This is a genomic window from Betaproteobacteria bacterium (assembly GCA_016791345.1).
Taxonomy (GTDB): domain Bacteria; phylum Pseudomonadota; class Gammaproteobacteria; order Burkholderiales; family JAEUMW01; genus JAEUMW01.
In genome coordinates this window covers 1-15229 of sequence record JAEUMW010000105.1, presented here as the reverse complement: position 1 = coordinate 15229, position 15229 = coordinate 1, and the positions used below count along the sequence as shown (strand labels likewise).

The window sequence follows — 15229 nt, the reverse complement described above, 5'->3', positions numbered from 1 at the left end:
GGAGCTATTCCAGCGGCACCACGAACATCCTGAGCTACGCCATCCGGCGTGCGGTTGGCGAAGCGGACTACCACGCGTTTCCGCGGCGTGCGCTGTTCGATCGCATCGGCATGGCGAGCGCCGTGCTGGAGACCGATGCCGTCGGCACGTTCGTGGGTTCGTCCTTCATGTACGCCACCGCGCGCGATTGGGCGCGCTTCGGGCTTCTGTACCTCAACGACGGCGTGTGGGCGGGTGAGCGCATCCTGCCGGAAGGCTGGGTCGGCTTCTCGCGGGCGCCGGCTCCCCACGCCCCCGATGCGAAGTTCGGCGCCCATTTCTGGCCGCGCATTCCGGAGGAGTTCCGCTGCGGCGCCGATCTGCCGGAACTGCCGCACGATGCGTTCCACGCCGTCGGCTATGGCGGGCAGTTCGTCACGATCGTTCCGTCACGCAAGCTGGTGCTGGTTCGGCTCGGATTCACGCCCCATCGGTGCGGCTGGAACCACCAACGGTTCGTCGATCTCGTGCTCCGTGCGTGGCCGGCGGACTGACGCAGCCGGCTTCGCGCGCCGCCGGCGCTCAGCGGTTGATGTACTTCTGCAACTGCGTGATGACGAAATCCTGCTCGGAGATGTGCTCCTTGACGACGTCGCCGATCGAGACGATGCCGACGAGCTTGCCGTCCTCGATCACCGGGAGATGGCGCGTGCGAAACTCCGTCATGACGGCCATCGCCTGCTCCACGCTTTGACTGGGGCGCATGTACGGGATCCGCTGGTGCATCACCTCTCTGACCTGCGTCTCGCGCGAGGCCTTGCCGTGCAGGATCACCTTGCGCGCGTAGTCGCGCTCGCTGAAGAGGCCGACCACGCGCTCGCCATCGATGACGGGCAGCGCGCCGACGTTCGTGGCCGCCATGAGCTTGAGCGCGTCGAACACCGTCGCGGTCGGCGCGACGGAAAAAACCTCCGGCGGTTTGCGGTCGAGCACCTGTTTGATCGTTGCCACTTTGTGCGTCGTCTGCCGGCTGTGCCCCTCTTGCAGCGCTTCAGGACGCGCAGCCTCTCGGGACTGGGTGGAGCAGATAAGACAAGCAGCATCGCTGGGTAGTTCTGCGCGCGGGCGTCGTGTGCGGCGCTGGCAAGAGCCGTCCGAGTCCGGCACACTCGGACTGCCCGAGCGAGCACACGGCCGTGGGAGCGGCCTTGGCAGAGCCGTCAACCCGACTCGCGAACCCCCGACACCAGGACGATGACCGACTGGAACCTGCTCATCGACGAGGCCGACATCGGCTCCGTACTGCCGGAGGCGTACGCGCATTACCGGCGGCCGATCAAGCGAGCGCTCACGGTCTTTCTGGAAGGCTTGCCCGAGGCGCATCAGGAGGCGGTGCTGCTCGACCAGGCATTACTGCTCCCGACGGCAAGCGTCGCCGAGCGTCTGGCGCGGCTCGCGCGCAGTTGTCCGGCACTGCACAAGCTCGGACAGACGCTGGCGCGCGATCGACGCCTGCTGCCTGAACTGCGCACGCAATTGCAGCGACTCGAATCGCTGCCGCCCTCGGTTCCGCTGAAGGAGCTGCGCCGGACACTGACGCGCGAGCTTGGCCGGCTCGATCGGCTCGGCGTCGTGCTCGAACCGCCTGCGCTGGCGGAGGCAAGTGTCGCCACCGTCGTGCCGTTTCGGCACGGCGACCGCGAAGGCGTGTTCAAGATCCTGAAGCCGGGCATCGAGGAGCGGCTGGAGCAGGAGCTCGCGCTGATGCAGCGCGTCGGCGCCTATCTGGACGAGGAGTGCGAGGCACTCGGCATTCCCCGCCTGGACTACGAGGAAGCGTTCGAAGGCTTGGCCGAGCGCTTGCGGCATGAACTGCGGCTCGATCTCGAGCAGCGTCATCTCGCGCTCGCGCAGGCGGCATACGCGGGCGAGCCGCAGATCCAGATCCCGACGCTGTTCGATTTCTGCACGCCGCGCGTGACCGCGATGGAGCGCGTGCGCGGCGAGAAGGTCACCGACCACGACTTCGCGGACGAGGGCAGCCGCCGCGCCGTGGCAGAGCTCGTGGTGACCGGCCTGCTCGCGCGGCCGATCCTGTCAGCGGGCGACGAGGCCCTCTTTCACGGCGATCCGCATGCCGGCAATCTCCTGCTCGCGTACGACGGGCGGCTCGCAATTCTCGACTGGAGTCTGGTGACGACGTTGTCGGAGTCGCGCCGGATCGCCTTCGTGCAGATCGTGCTCGGCGCCCTCATGCTCGATGCGCCACGCATCGTCGCCGCGCTCACCGTGCTCTCAGCGCGCCCCGAGATCGACACGGAGGCCGTGCTGCCCGTAATCCACGCCGCCCTCGCACAACTGCGGGAAGCGCGGCTGCCGGGCCTGCTATGGCTCACCGATCTGCTCGACAACGCGGTGCAGGTCGGAGTGCGCTTCGACGCCGAGATGTTGCTCATGCGCAAGATGCTGCATACCCTGGAGGGCGTGATCGCGGATATCGGCGCCGACCGCGCCTGCATCGACGCCGTGCTGCTCGGGCGGTTCTTCGCGCAGATGGCGGGCGAGTGGCCCTACCGCTGGCTCTCCTGGGCGGACAGCCGGGCCTTCGTCACGCGGCTGTCGAACGCAGACCTGGCGAGCGTGCTGGCGAGCCTGCCGCTGACCGCCACGCGCCTGTGGCTGGATCGCACGACGAAGGGCTGATCGTCAGCGCGGCGCGCCGTCGCGCGCCTTGATCTTGGCCGCGACCACGGTCGCGTTCGGCACGTACAAGAGGTCGGCGATCTTGCGCACGAGGTGCTCCTCGTAGCGGGTCAACTCGGCGTCCGCATAGGCGATCGCCCACATGTGCTCGATCACGCGGACCTTCTGTTCGGGCGTGAATTGCTTGTTGATGAGCGAGGTGAACTGGAAGTAGTCCGGCGCCTGCCGCACTTCCTCTTCCGCCAGCGCGATCAGGGTGGCCGCCTCGTCCTGCGTGAGGGCGAATTTCTCGCGCACCGCGGAAAGCGCCGCCGCCCTCTCGGCTTCTTCCACTTCGCCATCCATGCGCGCCATCTCCGTCAGCAGCGCGGCGGTGGCGATGCGGATGCGCTGACCCTCGTCCTCCTGCGCTGCGGCGGTACCGAGGTGCTTGTCGAAGAATTCGCGGATGGCGCTCAGCATGGTGTCGGGCTCCTGTTGGAACGGCCGCCATTATCGACATCAGCTGAGCTGTGCGCCACCGAATCGCGATCTTGCTCAGGCGCGCAGTGGCAGATCGAAATGGAAGGTGGTGCCCCGGCCGGGGGCGCAGACGAAGCCGATGGTGCCGCCCAGTCGCTCCACGATCGCCTTGCAGATGGAAAGTCCGAGGCCTGTTCCGCCTTTCTGGCGTGTATCGCCGCTGTCGGCCTGGGCGAACTTCTGGAAGATGCGGCGACGGAATTCTTCGGGGATGCCGGGGCCGCGGTCGGTCACGGTCACGCGCACCGCGTTGTCCAGTACCGCGCAGGCAACCGAGACAGTCGCGCCGGTCGGGGAGAACTTGGCAGCGTTCGACAAGAGGTTGGCCATCACTTGCAGCAGCCGGTCCGCATCGCCGGTCACCGAAACCTCGGGCAGCGGCAGCTCGAGTTCCAGACGCACATCGAACCGGCGGGCGTACGGCGTGTTGAGGCTGATGGCGCGCTCCAGGAGCGGCCGCAAGGCGACCGGGGCGAGGCGGAAATCCACCGTTCCCGCTTCGATCTTCTCGATGGCGAGGATGTCGTCGATGAGTGCGGCGAGGCGGTCGCTGTTCTGCTGCGCCATGTTGAGGAAGAGCGACGCGCCGTCGGAGAGCTTCCCCGACGACTCCTGCCTGAGGAGCCCGAGCGCGCCGACGATCGCGGTGAGCGGCGTGCGCAGTTCATGGCTCACGGTGGCGATGAACTCGTTCTTCATGCCCTCCATTTCCTTGCGCGGCGTGATGTCGAGGTTGGTGCCGGCAACGCGGGTGGGACGGCCGCTGCCGTCGCGCTCGACCACCTTGGCGCGGCTCGATATCCAGCGCCAGTTGCCGGCGGCGGTGCGCACGCGGTGTTCGACGTGGTAGAACGGCAGCCGGTCCTGCAGCAGGTCGCGCGTCTGCCGCAGCACGTGCCGCAAGTCGTCGGGATGGACGAGCCCGATCAGTTCGCGTGCCGTCGTCATGTCGGTCCGGCCGCCCGTGATGCGTGACCACTGCTCGTTGAGCGTCACCCGGCCGGTGCGCACGTCCCAGTCGAAGAGCGCCTGGTTGGAACCCTCGATGGCGAGCGCCAAGCGTTCCCGGCTCTCCCGCAGGTCCCGCGTCATGCCGCGGGCGAGGTCGGCGGCGCGTGCGCGCAGCGTCGCGAGCGACCAGATGATCGCAATGGCGAGCGCACTGATGATCCCGCCCTCGACGGCGACGATCCACGGTGTGTGGCGATCGATGGTTGCATCCATGACCGGCAGCGACTGCACTTCCAGCGTCCATTCCCGGCCCGGCAGCGGGAGGCCCAGCGTGGCGACGAACTCGGACGGACCGGAGCGCAGCGTCGCCGCGGGCTTGCTGTCGAAGAGCACGTCGGTGATGCGGCCGGGCGCACCATCGAAGACCCGCAGCCGGATGTCCGAGACCTCGCCCACGATGCGGTGCATGAGGCCATTGATGCGAAAGAGCGTGTAGACGTAGCCGGTGACCGCGGCTTGGCGCCTCGACACGGTGGTGACATTGGCGCTCGGCTTGAAGACCGGGACGAAGAGCAGGATTGCCCCCTGCCTGTCGCTGTCGAACAGGATCTGGCCGGAAAGCGCCGGCAGGCCGGTATCGCGGGCCCGTGCCATCGCCTCGACGGCGGCCGGGTCCGACAGCACCTGCGCGGGCGATACTTCCTCTTCGCGCGGCCCCTCTTCCTCGGGTGCCGCGAACGGCCAGACATAAGTGACCGGAAGGTAGGTCGCGCTTGGCTGTCTCGCCGCCGCCCTGACCGCTTTCCGCTCCGACGCCTCCACTGCGAGGTAGCCGATGCCGAGCATTCCGGGGTAATGCTCCGCGACCGCGAGATGGTGCAGGTAGGTGCGCCACTCGCGCGGGTTGACCTCGTGCGAGGCGGCGAGCAGGGCAAAGGTGCCGCTCAGCACCTGCTCGTAGTCCATGAGCCGGCTTTGCACGGCGGCTTCGATCTGGCTCGCGCGGAAGTCGAACCGCAGCCGTGCCTCGTTCGACGCCGTGCGCGACGCGTAGCTCCACGCCGAGTAGACGTACGCGGCGGCGAGGATGAGCGCAACGGACAGGGCGAGCGCCCGATAGTGCGGCTCGAATACGGAGAGCTCGGCTGCGATGCGCGTCCTGAGCTTGGCCACTTCGATCATGCGTTGGGGATGGGTAGCGGCAAAGACTGCAAAGATTGCCCGCTCCAGAAGCAATCGCCGTCCCAGCCGGCGCGTCCTGGCGGCCGCCGCCCCACGCCGCGCCGTTGCGCGCGGGCTGTCGACGGGTAAACTTGCAGTCGGCAACGCGGAACCGCGGCTCCCCGGAATCATGGCCCTCAAGAATCCGTTCATCGTCTTCGAGCACGACGTCTACGCCCTCACGAGCGTCGGCGAACAGGAACTGCGCGGGGGCGAGACCTTTCTTTCTCCCGCCGACATCGAACTCCTGGTCCGCACCGACGGCGTTGCAACGGTGGGAGCGATCGCGGGGGGCATGCAGTCGCTGCCGGCGCCCGCTGTCCTGCAGGCCTATGCGAGGCTGGCGCGCGCCGGTCTGGTCGATCTCGCGTCCAATCTGCGCGAGGAGTCGCTCGATTTCACCGACTTCTTCAGCGACAAGCCGCGCCCTGCACCCTCCGACGAGGAGCTTGCGCGTGCCCGCCCGGAAGCGGCCGCCGGCGTCTCGTCGCTGCAGGCGGAAGGCTTCTTCGTGCGCATTGCGCGCCACGGTACGGCCCGGCAGCGCGATGGCGGGTCGCCGCCGACGGCGATCGTGGTCGAGGACGACCCTCACCTCGGCAAGTTCATCAAGACGTACCTCGCCTTCGAGGGATTCAACGTGCGGCTTGCCGTCAATCGCGACGAGATCATCCAGGCGCTGCGCGAGTCGCCCGCGCCCGACCTCGTGCTGCTCGACGTGGTGCTGCCCGACATCGACGGCTTCGATGTGCTCCTCAAGATGCGCCAGCACCCCGCACTCAAGACGGTGCCCGTCGTCATGGTGACGAGCAAGGCGACACGCGATGCGGTGCTCACCGGCCTCGCGCGTGGTGCCGATGGCTACCTGACCAAGCCGGTCGAACCCGAATCGCTGCTCAAGGCCATCCGCGCCGTGATGGGCAGCGACGCCGGCTCGCAGACGAGCGCTTGAGCGGTGACGGCGGAGGAATTCCGTCGCCACCTGGAGGCCATGCGTGCGGACTATCGAGAGCATCTGCCCGAGAAGATATCGACTCTCGGCCGCCTCTGGCGCGACGCCATGAACGGCACGCTGCCGGCGACGGCACTCAACGAGCTGTGCCGCGAGCTGCACACACTGGCGGGCTCGGCGAGCACGTTCGGGGTCGCGCATGTCGGCGAGCTGGCAAGCGCCGCCGAGTCGTTGCTCGATCCGTTCTGCGCACGCGGCGTCACGCCCGACGCGACGAGCGCCGCCGAGCTGACGGCGCTGCTCGACGCGCTGCAGCGCGCGGTCGGCAGGAGCTGACACAGTGCGCGCACCCTTGCGCCGGGTGATGATCGTCGAGGACAACGCCGATATCCGCACCATCGTCAAGGCGGCGCTGGAGATGATTGGTGGCCTGGAGGTGCGGGCCTGCGAATCCGGACGGGAGGCGCTGGACGTGGTCGCCGGATTCGCCCCACAGCTGCTGCTGCTCGACGTCATGATGCCGGACATGGATGGGCCCGGATTGCTCGCCCGTCTGCGTGAGCGCACCGACACCGCCGAGTTGCCGGTCGTCTTCCTGACCGCGAAGGCTGCACCGGGTGAAGTGCAGCGCTTGCGCGCGCTTGGTGCCCACGATGTGCTCACGAAACCTTTCGATCCGATGACTCTCCACGAACGGGTCAAGGCGATCTGGAGCGTCGAGTGCGCCGGACCGATTTGCGCGGAGCCCGGTATTTCGCTTGGACGGTCGGGGGAACTTTGACTAAACTAAGCGTCCGCCAGTTGGCTTCAGCGTTCAAAGGTGGTGCAATCGACTCACCCGGGGAAGGACATGAGACCAATCAAGCAGCTACTCGACAGTAAGGCGTCCCACAAGATCTACTCGGTCGCGCCGCACACCAGCGTGCTGGACGCGCTCAGGTTGCTTGCCGAGGCCGACGTGGGCGCCGTCCTCGTCATGGACGGCGAGCGCATGGCCGGCATTTTCTCCGAGCGCGATTACGCGCGGCGCGTCGTTCTGCAGGGCAAGAGCTCGCGGGAGACGCCGGTGCGCGAGGTGATGACCGACCGCATCGTCTGTGTGCAGCCGAGCCAGACAGTGGAAGAGGCGATGGCGATGATGACGGAAGTGCGCTGCCGCCATCTTCCGGTCGTTGAGCACGGCCGGGTGATCGGCGTCGTGTCCATAGGCGATCTGGTGAAGGAGATCATCTCCGAGCAGGAGTTCCTGATCCAGCAGCTGGAAACGTACATCACCCAGTAGCGTCCTTCGGGAAATTCGCAAGCCCGGCTCCCAGCGGCCCCGCCTCGCGCGGGGCCGCGCATTTTCAGGATGTACCCGCCGCTCGCAATGCAGCAATCGAATGTGGTATCAAGGCCTCGCGACACCGATGGCGGGAGGGCGTGATGGAGTTCGGGGCGATCATCATTGGCGACGAGATCCTTACCGGCAAGCGGGAGGACCGTCACATGTCACGGCTGATCGGTCTGCTCGCCGTGCGCGGACTCGAACTCGCCTTTTGCGAGTACATCGGCGATGTGCCCCAGCGCATCACCCACACCCTGCGCCGGACCTACGGCTACGGTGATACCGCCGTCTTCTGCTTCGGCGGAATCGGCGCGACACCGGACGACCACACGCGCCAGTGCGCTGCCGCGGCGGCCGGCGTGCCCCTCGCGCGACACCCGGGGGCGGTGGCCGAGATGGAAGCGCAATTCGGCGTCATGCCGCCTGACCACCCGCGTTACCTGATGGCGGACATCCCGGCGGGCTGTGAGCTCATTCCTAACCCGTTCAACCGGGTGCCCGGCTTCAGCGTCGGCGAGCACCATTTCCTGCCGGGGTTTCCCGAGATGGCGGGGCCGATGATGGAATGGGTGCTCGATCACCGCTACGCCGACTTGCACCACGCGCGACCGAGGGTCGACGAGGCGATCGTCGTGCACGAAGCCGCCGAAAGTGCGCTGCTGCCGCTCATGCAGGCTTGCGTCGAAAAGTATCCGGAACTCAAACTCTTCAGCCTGCCGCGCTTCACCCCGGACGGCCGCCGCCTCGAGTTGGGCGTGCGGGGCGATCCGTCGCGTGTCGCGGGGGCCATGGCAGACTTGAGAGCGGGTGTGCGCGCGCTCGGCTTCGTGTGGGACGAGCGCGCGCCGATCCGTTGACGCGCAGCGACCCCATTGCGGCAGCACGTGCGTTTGAATCCTTGTCTGGCTGCGCTGGAGAGCAGCTCCGCAACGAGCCGGCGGCGCGCCCCCACCTGCTAGAGGTCCGGGCGCCATGGAGCCGCTGCGCGACGAAGAGCTGATGCTGCGCTATCGCGACGGCGACGCCAGCGCTTTCGACGCGCTCTATGCCCGCCATCGAGCCGGACTTTTTCGCTTCATCCTGCGCCAATGCCCGAGCCGTGGTGAAGCCGAGGAGATCTTCCAGGAGGTATGGATGCGGCTCATCGAAGCACGTTCACGCTACCGGGTCGAGGCGCGGTTCTCCACCTACCTGTACCAGATCGCGGTCAATCGGCTGATCGACCGTGTGCGCCGCAAGTCGAGTGCCCCTGCGCTCTCGCTCGATGATCCCGATTGCCCTGAGGGTCTCGCCATCGCACCCGCCACCGGCGATCCGATGCGTCTCGCCGCGGCGCGGGAGCAGGGCGCGCGCTTGCTGGCTTGCCTCGGCGAACTGCCGCCGGAGCAGCGCGAGGCATTCCTGCTCCACGAGGAAGGGGGCCTTTCGGTGGGTGAGATTGCGGAGGTGACCAGGGTCGGTCCGGAAACCGCCAAGAGCCGCCTGCGCTACGCATTGCAGAAGCTGCGACAGGCGTTGGGAGGGCGTGATGAGTGAGACGCGCGAGCAGCCCGACGACGGCGCCGACCTCCACGCCGAGGACGTATCGCGCGTCTATCGCATGGCTGCGCGCGAAGAGCCGACGCCGGAACTCGACGCGGCGATCCAGAGCGCCGCGACGCGGGCCGTCGGCTCGCGGCGGCGCGCGCCACGACGGACATCGGGGCGGTGGTGGGGCGTGCCGATTGCCGTGGCGGCCACGGTCGTGATCGGCGTCAGCATCGCGTATCTGGCGTCCGAGCAGTCGGAGCCCCCGCTCGCACCGGTCACGGATGTCGCACTCACGCGAGCCCCAGAGCCGAAAGAGGCGCCGTCCCCTGCACAACCGTCCGACGGGGATGCAGCGACGTCCGCACAGCATGCGCGCGAGAAGACACATGCGCCCGAGGCGAGCGGCGACTGGCCGCCGGTGGCGGCGACCCGCGACACGCGCCCGGGTCGGGAGCGAACCCCCCGGGATCTGTCCGCACAAAGACGCGAGGCCCCGGCGGCCCCGTCGGTGGCGCCAGCACCGCTTAATCCCGACGCCACTGGCGGGACGGCCGGGAATGGTTTCAGTCCCGCGCCAGCCAACATTCCGAAGGCCGACGGCGCGCCGGAACCGGAAAGAAGCGTGCAGAAACGCGCGCCGGCCGCGCCGACAGTGGAAGCGTTGGAGTCCTTATCGCCCGAGATGTGGCTGCAGCGCATCCGGGAGTTCAAGGCGAAAGGCGATCTCGCGCAGGCCGACGCGAGCTTGCGGGCGTTCCGCCGGCGCTACCCTGACTACCCGGTGCCCGCCGATCTTCTGCCGCCAGCCGAAGACGGCAATCAATAGGCTCCGCTGTCGGGGCAAAAAAGCAAAACCCCGAACAGCGTCCGGGGTTTCGTTCTACGGGCCGGGAAACTTACGCAGCGGCGGCCTTTTTCTTCGGGATCGAGACGACCTGGCTCGCAGCGGCTACGTTCGCTTCGGTCAGATCGGCCACTTGCTTGGCAGCCTTTACCGCGGAGTCATAGGCGGAGTTGGCGGCAGCGATCGCCGACTTCATGGCGGCAACTGCAACGTCGGAACCCGCGGGACCCGACTTCGCGACCTTGTCCAGTTTCGACACGACGGTCTTGTTGAGATGGGTCACGCGCTCTTCGAACAGCTTCGCGTACTCACCCTGCGTGTCGGAAGCGATCTCCCACAGGCTGCGCGCATACGCGGTGCCTTGCTCGACCACGGGCTGGAGGTTCGCCGGCTTGATCGCCACTAGATCCTTCACGTCCTTGAGGCTGGTGACCGACTGCACGGCCTTGGCGGTCTCGGCGAACGCGGCCTTCGCGGTCTTGAGGTTGAGCTCAATCAAACGCTCGGTTCCTTGCAGGGCGATACCGATCGCGCGAACTGCGACTTCCACGCTGGCTTTGTTCGCGGCCGAGAGTTCTTCGGGGATGGCGGGCAGGTTGTTCATGATGGCACTCCTATCAGTCATTGCGAAAGCGATCAGTGCCGCCAACGAAACCTCTTGTTTGCTGCACTGCACAATAACCATTGTAGTTCCTAAATATCTAATGTCAAGATGTTTTTAACCGTGTCAAGCAAGAATTTTTGCACTGCACAAAAACAATGACTTAAGTTGCGGGAGTGCCGTGCCTAGGGGAGGGGACGTCCTCGCAAGGCCCCGGAAGGCCTGCGGCAGGATGGGAAGAGTCGGTTCAGCGCTTTCTGGCGAGCGTCACGCCATCACCGATCGGGACGAGACTCAGATCGATTCTCGCGTCTGCGTGCAGGCTTCGGTTGAAGCGGCGGATCGCTTCCGTGTCCTCGTCGTGGTTCTCGGGATCGGCAACCCTGCCGTACCACAGGGTATTATCGACAGCGATGAGTCCTCCTTGACGCAGGAGACGCAGCGAGCGCTCGAAATAGTTCGAATAGTTGGGCTTGTCGGCGTCGATGAAGGCGAAGTCGAAGGTGCCTGACTGCCCGTTGGCGAGCAGACGGTCGAGGGTTTCGACGGCGGGTGCGAGCTTGAGCTCGATGCGCTCCGCCACCCCGGCTTCCTCCCAATAGCGCCGCGCAACGGCGGTCCACTCCTCGCTCACGTCGCAGGCGACGACGCTACCGTCTGCCGGCAGGGCTACGGCGACGCAGAGCGCGCTGTAACCGGTGAAGACGCCAACCTCCAGGCAGCGCCGGGCTCCGGTCAACTGCACGAGCAGCGCGAGAAACTGCCCCTGCTCGGGCGCGATCTGCATCGTGGCGCGCGGCAGCGTCGCAGTTTCATCGCGCAGCCGCCGCAGGATGTCCGCTTCGCGCAGCGAGACCGAGGCAAAGTAGTCGTAAAGGGAGTCGGACAGGGTAAACGTGCGATTCGTCATGGGCGTTGGGCAGTAAGATGGGCAGGCTGCGGGATGCGGCCTCAGAGCCACGATCATCGTAATGCGGAACGAAACGAGATGTGTCAGCTGCTTGGCATGAACTGCAATGTTCCCACGGACATCTGCTTTTCCTTTTCCGGTTTTCACCATCGCGGCGGGCGCACCGACCAGCACGCCGACGGCTGGGGCATCGCCTTCTACGAGGGCGCAGGCTGCCGTCTCTTCATCGATACCAAGCCGGCCGTCGAGTCGCCGGTGGCGTCCCTGGTGAAGAGCTACCCGATCCATTCGCTCAACGTGATCGCGCACATCCGCAAGGCGACGGTCGGCAGTGTCGCGCTCGAGAACACCCACCCTTTCATGCGCGAGATGTGGGGACGCTACTGGACGATGGCGCACAACGGGACGCTGGAAGGATTCTCGCCCCGCTTCAACGGGCGCTATCGCCGCTATCACCCGGTCGGCTGCACCGACAGCGAACTCGCGTTCTGCTACATCCTCGAGACTCTGCGACGACTCTATCCGGCCGGTCAGCCGGCGCTGTCGGAGCTTTCGCAGGCGCTCGCCGGGATCACCGCCGAACTTGGCACTTTCGGCGAGTTCAACTACCTGTTGTCCAATGGCGAGGTGCTCTTCGCTCACTGCGCCAAGCGGCTTGCCTACATCGTGCGGCAGGCGCCCTTTACCACCGCGCACCTGGTCGACGAGGACTACGCGGTGGACTTCAGCCAGCTCACCACGCCGGCCGACCGCGTCGCGGTGATCGCGACGGTGCCGCTCACTGACAACGAGGCGTGGACCACCATGCAACCTGGCGAGCTCCTCCTTTTCCGCGAGGGCGCGCCGGTCGAGGCGCACTCATGACAAGGGTGGCGCCGTGCGTTGCAGGAGCCGCGGGACTCGCTCCAGCTGCCAGCGGGCGATCGCCTCCCGCCAGAACGCCGCCAGCGACAGCCGCCGCATCGCCGGTGCGACCGGCTGCCCGAGGAAATCCAGCACCATTGCAAGTACCGTGACTGCGGCACACGGGTCGACGGCGAGGGCGAGTGTCTGCTTGCTGAGTTTCTGTCCCTCGGCGTTGACGGCGACCGGCGCATGCACGTAGTGCGGCGTCGGCAGGCCCAGCAGGCGTTGCAGATGGATCTGGCGCGGTGTTGAAAGCAGCAGATCGGCGCCGCGCACGACGTCGGTGATGCCCTGCTCCGCGTCGTCGACGACGACCGCCAGCTGATACGCGAAGACGTGATCCGCGCGATAGACGACGAAGTCTCCTATGTCGCGCACCAATTGCTGGGTGATGGGCCCCTGCACGCCATCGACGAAGGCGATCGGCGCGGCATCGGTGCGCACGCGCAGCGCGCGGGCGGCGCGCGCCTCGTGCAGACCGGCGCGGCAGGTGCCCGGATACACGGGTCCCTCGATGCCGTCAGCGGCGGAATCCGCGATTTCACGCCGCGAGCAGGCGCAGGGGTAGACTGCCCCCGCCGCGCGCAGACGATGGAGCGCGGCGTGGTAGGCGTCGGCCCGTGCGCTCTGATACACGACTGCGCCGTCCCACTCGAAGCCGAACGCGCGCAGCGAGTGGAGGATGTCGCGGGCTGCCCCAGGCACGACCCGCGGCGGATCGAGGTCATCGATGCGCACCAGCCACGCGCCACTGCGCGCCCGCGCTTCCAGGTAACTCGCGACGGCGGCGACGAGCGAGCCGAAGTGCAGGGGGCCGGTCGGGGACGGTGCGAAGCGGCCGCGGTAGTGCATTCCGCGCGACCCGGTCAAGGCCCGGCGGTGAGCCGCACCGGCACCGGTACCGTCTCGGCCGGCCACGTGCCACGCGCGACCGGCCGCGCGCCTTCGAACACGACCCAGCTCTGCCCGCCCAGGTGCGGCAACGCACGGGCGAGCGCGGCGAGCGCGGCGGCATCGCGCGCCGAGATCACGAGCAGCGTCTGGTTCTCGCGGCGCATGGTCCACACCTGGGCAGTCCCCTGCCCGCTGACCGTCGCCGGCCGTCCGCCGAGTCCGTGCTTCGCGAGCGCCGCATCGACGCGCGCGGGCGTCCCCGCGATCACTGCGACGAGTGCGTCGGTTCCCGGCACATCCGCCCGGCGCGGTGCGCGCTCCAGCAGCGCACCCGCGAGCGTCTCGGCGGCGGTCGCAAAGTCCCGTTGGCGGTCGAGCACGACGAGCACGGGATCGCGCGCCGCAATCGCCTCGCGCACGATCGGTGGCGACTCGCCCGGCGTCAGTGCGCGCCACAACTGAAAATGAGGGTCGACCACGACGGCGAGCGGCTCGCTTTGCAGCGTCAGCGTGACGGCATCGCGCGGCGACCTGAAGGGCACGCGCACGGTCCTCTCACCGTTCGCTGTGCGTATCGAGATCGGCACCTCGAGCGGGTAGGGCGGGGTGTCCTGGGCGAGCAGCAGGTACAGCTCCCACGCCGAATCCGAACGCTCGGCGACCGCAGCGGGAACGGTCACCGCCGGCGCGCCGCTGCGGTTGATCCAGGGCTCGATCAGCCGAGCAACGGGCTGACCGGACGCCTTCGAGAACGCCGCGGCGAGATCGCTCCAGCCGGCGTGGCGGAAGCGGTACTCGTGAAAGAAGGCGCGCAGCGCGCGGTCGAACGCGTCGGCACCGATCTTTTCGCGCATCATGTAGAAGATCATCGCCGCCTTGCCGTAGCCGACCGTCGCCGAAGCACTGTGGGTGCGGGCCGTGAAGTTCACGAGCGGCTTGTCGGAGTCTGCCGGCAGCGAGGCATAGTCCCGCAGCCAGCCGTGGCGCATGTCGCGGGCGGCGGCCGCATCAGCACGTTCCTTGTAGGCGTAATCCGCCATGAACGTCGTCAGACCTTCGGCCCAGTTGCCGTGCTCGTAGTCGGGATAAACACAGTTGCCCCACCAGCTGTGCAGGACCTCATGGCCGAGGGATGTGTCGCGAATGAAGGGTAGCCGGATCACCTGCGCGCCCAGGTAGGTGAGTGTGGGCATCCCGAGCCCGGTCGGCAGCGGGCTCGCGACGATGCTGAAACCGTCGAAGGGATACTCGCCGATCCCGTCGGAATACATCCGGAGATAGCGCTCGACGGCGGCCAGATAGTCGTCGGAGATCGCCTCCGAGAGATCAGGGCCGAAGTAGGTGCGAAGCCGCAGCTCACGGCCGTCGACGGCGACAAGCCGCTCGCGTACCGTGTACGGTCCCGCCATCAGGTCGATGCCGTCGTTCGGATGGGGAAACTCGAGGTCAGCGCGATACAGGCCGCCGGAGACCGCTTCGCGCAGCAGACGTCCGGGCACCAGCGCTCGCTGCGTGTCGGGCACCGCGAGCGAGACCGTGTACGTGAAATCCGCCGCGGGCTGTGGATACCAGCCGCTGCCGGCAGGCAGGAAACTGCCCCGAACGTCGGCCATCGGCGGCAAAGCGCGCAGCACGCCGCGGTGATCCTGGGTGGTGTCGAGCGGTTCGAGCGGCAAGCGGTAGGTCACCACCACTTCTTGGCCCTTGACCGAAGCGGGGACGCTGAGTACGGCGCGGCCGGATTCCACCGTCCTTTCGAGGACCACCGGTCGGCCGAGGATCGCGCTGCGCTCGATCACCGCTTCGGGCGCGAGCGAGAAAGTCCGCGGCTCCGCGTCCTGGAATCGCAGCTTCGCCGTCCCCGTCAGCAGGCGCGTTGACGGGTCGAG

17 protein-coding genes are annotated in these 15229 nt (G+C 67.4%); 10 read left to right on the top strand and 7 right to left on the bottom strand.

Annotated elements, in window-relative coordinates:
* A partial coding sequence (locus JNK68_04230; protein MBL8539559.1) for a serine hydrolase occupies nt 1-533 on the top strand: 533 nt, incomplete at its 5' end.
* Between the two features lie 28 nt (nt 534-561).
* Here JNK68_04230 and JNK68_04225 read toward each other — a convergent pair.
* On the bottom strand, nt 562-990 hold the full coding sequence (locus JNK68_04225; GenBank protein MBL8539558.1) for a CBS domain-containing protein: 429 nt from the start codon (nt 988-990) through the stop codon (nt 562-564).
* 243 nt (nt 991-1233) lie between these two features.
* On the opposite strand from JNK68_04225, the gene JNK68_04220 reads away from it, so the two are divergent.
* Nucleotides 1234-2682 (top strand): AarF/ABC1/UbiB kinase family protein, encoded by a 1449-nt coding sequence (locus JNK68_04220; protein MBL8539557.1) that lies wholly within the window; start codon nt 1234-1236, stop codon nt 2680-2682.
* Between the two features lie 3 nt (nt 2683-2685).
* Here JNK68_04220 and JNK68_04215 read toward each other — a convergent pair whose 3' ends face one another.
* Nucleotides 2686-3144, bottom strand: a complete 459-nt coding sequence (locus tag JNK68_04215) for a TerB family tellurite resistance protein (GenBank protein MBL8539556.1) — start codon at nt 3142-3144, stop codon at nt 2686-2688.
* A gap of 75 nt (nt 3145-3219) precedes the next feature.
* Nucleotides 3220-5337, bottom strand: coding sequence for a CHASE domain-containing protein (locus JNK68_04210; protein ID MBL8539555.1), 2118 nt, complete (start codon nt 5335-5337; stop codon nt 3220-3222).
* Nucleotides 5338-5506: 169 nt separating this feature from the next.
* On the opposite strand from JNK68_04210, the gene JNK68_04205 reads away from it, so the two are divergent.
* The 7 genes from JNK68_04205 (at nt 5507) to JNK68_04175 (ending at nt 10011) form a co-directional block, all read left to right on the top strand.
* Nucleotides 5507-6328, top strand: coding sequence for a response regulator (locus JNK68_04205; GenBank protein MBL8539554.1), 822 nt, complete (start codon nt 5507-5509; stop codon nt 6326-6328).
* 3 nt (nt 6329-6331) lie between these two features.
* On the top strand, nt 6332-6664 hold the full coding sequence (locus JNK68_04200; protein ID MBL8539553.1) for an Hpt domain-containing protein: 333 nt from the start codon (nt 6332-6334) through the stop codon (nt 6662-6664).
* 28 nt (nt 6665-6692) lie between these two features.
* Nucleotides 6693-7109, top strand: coding sequence for a response regulator (locus JNK68_04195; GenBank protein ID MBL8539552.1), 417 nt, complete (start codon nt 6693-6695; stop codon nt 7107-7109).
* A 69-nt stretch (nt 7110-7178) separates the two neighbouring features.
* A complete protein-coding gene (locus tag JNK68_04190) occupies nt 7179-7610 on the top strand; it encodes a CBS domain-containing protein (protein ID MBL8539551.1) in 432 nt (143 codons plus the stop codon).
* A 140-nt stretch (nt 7611-7750) separates the two neighbouring features.
* Entirely contained in the window at nt 7751-8512 is a 762-nt protein-coding gene (locus tag JNK68_04185) for a competence/damage-inducible protein A (protein MBL8539550.1), read from the top strand.
* Nucleotides 8513-8627: 115 nt separating this feature from the next.
* Nucleotides 8628-9191 carry an RNA polymerase sigma factor gene (locus JNK68_04180; protein ID MBL8539549.1) on the top strand — a complete coding sequence of 188 codons (564 nt, stop codon included), beginning with the start codon at nt 8628-8630 and terminating at the stop codon, nt 9189-9191.
* Entirely contained in the window at nt 9184-10011 is an 828-nt protein-coding gene (locus tag JNK68_04175; GenBank protein MBL8539548.1) for a hypothetical protein, read from the top strand. The genes JNK68_04180 and JNK68_04175 overlap by 8 nt, the downstream gene beginning before the upstream one ends.
* A gap of 70 nt (nt 10012-10081) precedes the next feature.
* Here JNK68_04175 and JNK68_04170 read toward each other — a convergent pair whose 3' ends face one another.
* Together JNK68_04170 and JNK68_04165 are read right to left on the bottom strand one after the other, a co-directional pair.
* Nucleotides 10082-10624, bottom strand: coding sequence for a phasin family protein (locus tag JNK68_04170; GenBank protein MBL8539547.1), 543 nt, complete (start codon nt 10622-10624; stop codon nt 10082-10084).
* A 253-nt stretch (nt 10625-10877) separates the two neighbouring features.
* Complete coding sequence (locus tag JNK68_04165; protein MBL8539546.1) at nt 10878-11540, bottom strand: class I SAM-dependent methyltransferase; 663 nt, start codon at nt 11538-11540, stop codon at nt 10878-10880.
* Between the two features lie 78 nt (nt 11541-11618).
* On the opposite strand from JNK68_04165, the gene JNK68_04160 reads away from it, so the two are divergent.
* Complete coding sequence (locus JNK68_04160) at nt 11619-12404, top strand: class II glutamine amidotransferase (protein MBL8539545.1); 786 nt, start codon at nt 11619-11621, stop codon at nt 12402-12404.
* On the opposite strand, the gene gluQRS is transcribed toward JNK68_04160, so the two are convergent.
* The gene (gene gluQRS / locus JNK68_04155) at nt 12399-13298 is read right to left on the bottom strand and encodes a tRNA glutamyl-Q(34) synthetase GluQRS (GenBank protein ID MBL8539544.1); all 900 of its coding nucleotides are present in this window, start codon (nt 13296-13298) and stop codon (nt 12399-12401) included. The genes JNK68_04160 and gluQRS overlap by 6 nt on opposite strands.
* Before the next feature lie 14 nt (nt 13299-13312).
* Nucleotides 13313-15229: M1 family peptidase (locus JNK68_04150; GenBank protein ID MBL8539543.1), on the bottom strand; the 1917-nt coding region annotated here is incomplete at its 5' end.

Coding starts and splice junctions, on each gene's coding strand:
- JNK68_04220 (MBL8539557.1), top strand. CDS start 1,234: ATGACCGACTGGAACCTGCTCATCGACGAGGCCGACATCGGCTCCGTA.
- JNK68_04215 (MBL8539556.1), bottom strand. CDS start 3,144: ATGCTGAGCGCCATCCGCGAATTCTTCGACAAGCACCTCGGTACCGCC.
- JNK68_04210 (MBL8539555.1), bottom strand. CDS start 5,337: ATGATCGAAGTGGCCAAGCTCAGGACGCGCATCGCAGCCGAGCTCTCC.
- JNK68_04205 (MBL8539554.1), top strand. CDS start 5,507: ATGGCCCTCAAGAATCCGTTCATCGTCTTCGAGCACGACGTCTACGCC.
- JNK68_04195 (MBL8539552.1), top strand. CDS start 6,693: ATGATCGTCGAGGACAACGCCGATATCCGCACCATCGTCAAGGCGGCG.
- JNK68_04190 (MBL8539551.1), top strand. CDS start 7,179: ATGAGACCAATCAAGCAGCTACTCGACAGTAAGGCGTCCCACAAGATC.
- JNK68_04180 (MBL8539549.1), top strand. CDS start 8,628: ATGGAGCCGCTGCGCGACGAAGAGCTGATGCTGCGCTATCGCGACGGC.
- JNK68_04175 (MBL8539548.1), top strand. CDS start 9,184: ATGAGTGAGACGCGCGAGCAGCCCGACGACGGCGCCGACCTCCACGCC.
- JNK68_04165 (MBL8539546.1), bottom strand. CDS start 11,540: ATGACGAATCGCACGTTTACCCTGTCCGACTCCCTTTACGACTACTTT.
- JNK68_04160 (MBL8539545.1), top strand. CDS start 11,619: ATGTGTCAGCTGCTTGGCATGAACTGCAATGTTCCCACGGACATCTGC.
- gluQRS (MBL8539544.1), bottom strand. CDS start 13,298: ATGCACTACCGCGGCCGCTTCGCACCGTCCCCGACCGGCCCCCTGCAC.